3 protein-coding genes are annotated in these 3,848 nt (G+C 34.3%); all 3 read left to right on the forward strand.

What is annotated here, in order from left to right; all coding sequences use genetic code 11:
* The first annotated feature begins 188 nt into the window (after positions 1 to 188).
* The 3 genes from B371_RS0101145 to bshC all read left to right on the forward strand — a co-directional run bounded on the left by B371_RS0101145 (position 189) and on the right by bshC (position 3,171).
* Complete coding sequence (locus tag B371_RS0101145; RefSeq protein WP_237721487.1) at positions 189 to 1,088, forward strand: ketopantoate reductase family protein; 900 nt, start codon at positions 189 to 191, stop codon at positions 1,086 to 1,088.
* Positions 1,081 to 1,470, forward strand: a complete 390-nt coding sequence (locus tag B371_RS0101150) for a DUF3397 domain-containing protein (protein ID WP_019412495.1) — start codon at positions 1,081 to 1,083, stop codon at positions 1,468 to 1,470. The genes B371_RS0101145 and B371_RS0101150 overlap by 8 nt, the downstream gene beginning before the upstream one ends.
* An 84-nt stretch (positions 1,471 to 1,554) precedes the next feature.
* A complete protein-coding gene (bshC, locus tag B371_RS0101155) occupies positions 1,555 to 3,171 on the forward strand; it encodes a bacillithiol biosynthesis cysteine-adding enzyme BshC (RefSeq protein WP_019412496.1) in 1,617 nt (538 codons plus the stop codon).
* Positions 3,172 to 3,848 lie beyond the last annotated feature (677 nt).

Below are 3,848 nucleotides of genomic sequence, written 5' to 3' on the forward strand. Positions count from 1 at the left end.
AAAGCGTCCGCCTGTAACGAAATCATACCGGAAACCAAAGTTGATACTGTGAGTCTCTTAAAGGACTGTGCGTATTTCGCTCGGTTTTTCTTAAACCTGAAAAGTATATAAAAAAAGGCTCTTACTAGTTAAATAGATAAAGTTGTTATTGATCAGCAATATAAGAAGGAGTTGATTGTTCGTTGAAAGTGGTAATTATCGGAGCAGGTGCAATTGGGTTACTAATAGGTTCATTCTTAAGTGAACAAGAACATGAAATTACATACATAACAAAAACCACCGATCAAGCGGAGAAACTTAGAAAACATGGGATTACACGTATACGACTGAACGGTAAAAAAGTTATTACAAACGTACTGGCTCATGCAAATTTTTCTCTAGCCCCTGTAGATGCGATTTGGATAGTGGCTGTTAAGAATCATCAATTACATAACATAGAAGAAGTTTTACATTCTTTACCACCAACTACATCTCTTTTATTTATCCAAAACGGCCTTGCACATATAGAATTGGTCAACCAATTAAATAATGAGCATGTTTACTTAGCCTCCATTGAACATGCTGCTATGAAACAAGATGCCACCACTGTCCTTCATAAAGGGATAGGTATAACTAGAATTGCTCCTTTTAAAACAAATACTGGGAATTGTTTAGATTTATCAATTATGCAAACACCATCATTTCAAATAGAGATGGTGGATGACGCTTATGGGGTTATCTTTCGGAAAGTGGTTTTGAATGCCTGTATTAATCCATTAACTGCGATATTACAGATTAAAAATGGGGAATTAATCACGAATAAATATGCTTTTCACCTAATGAAATCTTTATTTGAAGAAATTGTACTAGGTTTTCCCGAGATAAAACAAACGATAACATTTGAAGATGTCAAGAAACTTTGCGTAAGAACAGCACAAAATAATTCTTCTATGCTAGAAGATAGACTTAATAATCGGAAAAGCGAAATTGAACCAATTGTAGGAGCTTTGTTGCAATTGGGTAAGACTAGAGAAAGCGATCTACCACTTTTACAATCGCTTTATCATTTAGTTTTGGCCATAGATGAAAAAGGTGTGCCTTATGAGTAACTTTGTTCAACCGATCATCAGCTTTCTAATTGTATTTCCTATAGTTATCTTTCTTGCAATTTTCTTCATTTCGGTTAAGATAATCCGAAAACCTTCTAAAGCTTTTGGACATGCAGCCGATATTACTACAATTCTCCTTTTCTTCGCTGTCCCAATAGCAATACAATCATTGTTTCAAATTGAGGCAGTGGGATATATGTTGGGAGTGGCATTAATAATTAGTATTATTTTAACTGTTGTTGAGTGGAAATCTAAAACAGAAATTGAATTATTGCCACTTCTAAGAAAAATATGGCGATTCTTATTTTTAGTATTAAGTCTTATTTACTTCGTGGTGTGGTGTTTAGGTGTTGTTCTAAAAGTACTAGAGTACATTAAATAAATTCAACTAAGTCGTATATTTTTCCTGTCATGCCATCCAATGTTATAATCGATTAGTATTTAGAAGCAAAAGGGGTTTGCCAAGATGAAATTTAACCAAATTGATCAACCAAATAGTAGTTCTTTCCTATTAGATTTTCATAAACAAAAGGAACAGCTTTCAATGTATTTTCATTACTTACCAAAACAAGAGTCGTATGAAAAACGAGCCGAATCTTTGAAATCACATTCTGTAAATCGACAACAACTAACAAGTGTTATTCGCAATTATATGATGTCTCTTCCACAAAGTAATGCAATTGATTTACACTTGGCCGAATTAGAAGAAAACGCTCTTGTAGTCATTGGGGGTCAACAAGCAGGATTACTTACAGGTCCTTTGTATTCAGTACATAAAGCAATATCGGCTATCTTACTAGCTAAACAGCAAAGGGAAGCTCTTGGAGTTCCAGTTGTCCCCGTTTTTTGGATTGCCGGAGAGGATCATGACTTAGACGAAATCAATTCAACTTTCACACCACAACAAGGACGATTGAACAAACATACATATAATGATCGTCCAAATCGAAAACAAATGGCTTCTGAAACTCCTGTTGAAACTGAGAAATTACAATCTTTTATTCGTGATGTTTTTAAGCAATTCAATGAGACACCATTTACAAAAGATTTGCTTGTTAAGTGCATGGGAATTTCAAAAGAAGTTTCTACATATAGCCAGTTCTTTGCTGTGATGATGCATGACTTTTTTCAAAACGAAGGATTGCTTTTAATTGATGCTGCATACCAGCCATTACGTCAATATGAAGCTCCTTATTTTGTAAAGATGATTAAAAATGCCCAAGAGATTGCTGATCTCGTTGTAGAACAAGAAAATTGTTTTCATCAAGCAGGTTATGGTAAACCCATTCAAGCGACTAAAGATAATGCCAACTTGTTTATTGTTGAAAATGGAGAACGTTTTTTATTAAAACACCACGAGGGAATATTTTCAAATGAGGCAGCAGGACTTAGCTTCTTTAAGCAAGAATTAATTGATATTGCGTATAATCAACCAGATCGCTTAAGTAACAATGTAGTTACGCGACCTCTCATGCAGGAAATGGTGTTTCCTGTTTTAGCATTTGTTGGGGGAGCTGGCGAAATAGCATATTGGGCGACTTTTAAGACCATGTTTGAACATTTTGACATGGAGCTACCAGTAATAGTTCAACGACTATCTATTACAGTTGTAGACAGAAAGTCTAAACAGTTTTTGGATGAACTTGAAATCCCAGTTGAAGATGTATTTAATGGTGAATTTCAGTCTCATAAACAATCTTTTATGAATTTCATAAAAGATGTACCCGCTGAAGAAATGATTCGAGAGATACAAAGAAATTTAGTTGAACAGTATCAAAAATTAGAGGATCACTTAGCAACAGAAGGAACAGTGCCGAGTTTAATAACGAAGAAAAACTTACAATTTCACGAGAAGCAGTTTACGTATCTGAGTCGAAAAATAGAGGATTCTAATATATTACGGCATGATGTGAAGATAAGAAAATATAATCATATCGAGGGTAGTATTTTCCCGGAAAATACTCTACAAGAAAGATGGTTTAGTCCTTTGTTGTTTTTTAATGAAGTGGGTCCTACATTTATTGAGGATTTATTATCACATACTTTCGAATTTAATGGCAAACATACAATTGTTACATATTAAAATTTTGAAAGCCGTCTCTAATCTTGAGACCACTGAAAACTTCACAATTATAGACTGGACTAAGTATTCCCTAAAATACACGCAAAGAAAGTAACCAATCTTAAAAAAGAAGAAAAGGCCGAAATAGTATCTTCGTCAGCAACTCTCCATAAAATCAGTATCTATTCTCTCGTCAACCAAATCAAAATACGAAATTACCAATTGGTTGAAGGGATGTGTCGGACGAAAACCCGCCGCAGGATTGTCTGTAAACAAGTGATGAGCGAAGTGAAAACTTCGCTCATCACTTGTTTTCTTGAGGCTATGATGCAATTGGTTAAAACTCCCCGGAAACACAGTTTAATATAGAGTTGAAAAACCTATGACAACTGACATTCGTATAATTTGGACCGGGCGCACTTTGCCCGGTTTTTCTTACAAGATAAGAAAGTATATGACTATAGAGAGTCAAGAACCCAGTTTTCAGGTATTTTTAAGTATATGGAGACTTACATGATAAAACAGAATTTCTTTAATTGATTCTCTTTAACCCATTATTGTAAGTCGTGATTTCCTATTTTAAAAGCGTAAGTTTCCTCTCAGTAGAAGTCCAATCAGAATATAGGCGTTGGTACTTTCATTTTATAAAATATGACGACTTTTTATATGTATTTTCATTGATTTTTTGATTTTTAAAA

It is taken from the genome of Paenisporosarcina sp. TG20, from assembly GCF_000286315.1.
In the GTDB taxonomy this organism is placed as follows: domain Bacteria; phylum Bacillota; class Bacilli; order Bacillales_A; family Planococcaceae; genus Paenisporosarcina.

Excerpts from the sequence above, each read along its gene's own strand:
- bshC (WP_019412496.1), top strand. The coding sequence starts at position 1,555 with ATGAAATTTAACCAAATTGATCAACCAAATAGTAGTTCTTTCCTATTA.
- B371_RS0101150 (WP_019412495.1), top strand. The coding sequence starts at position 1,081 with ATGAGTAACTTTGTTCAACCGATCATCAGCTTTCTAATTGTATTTCCT.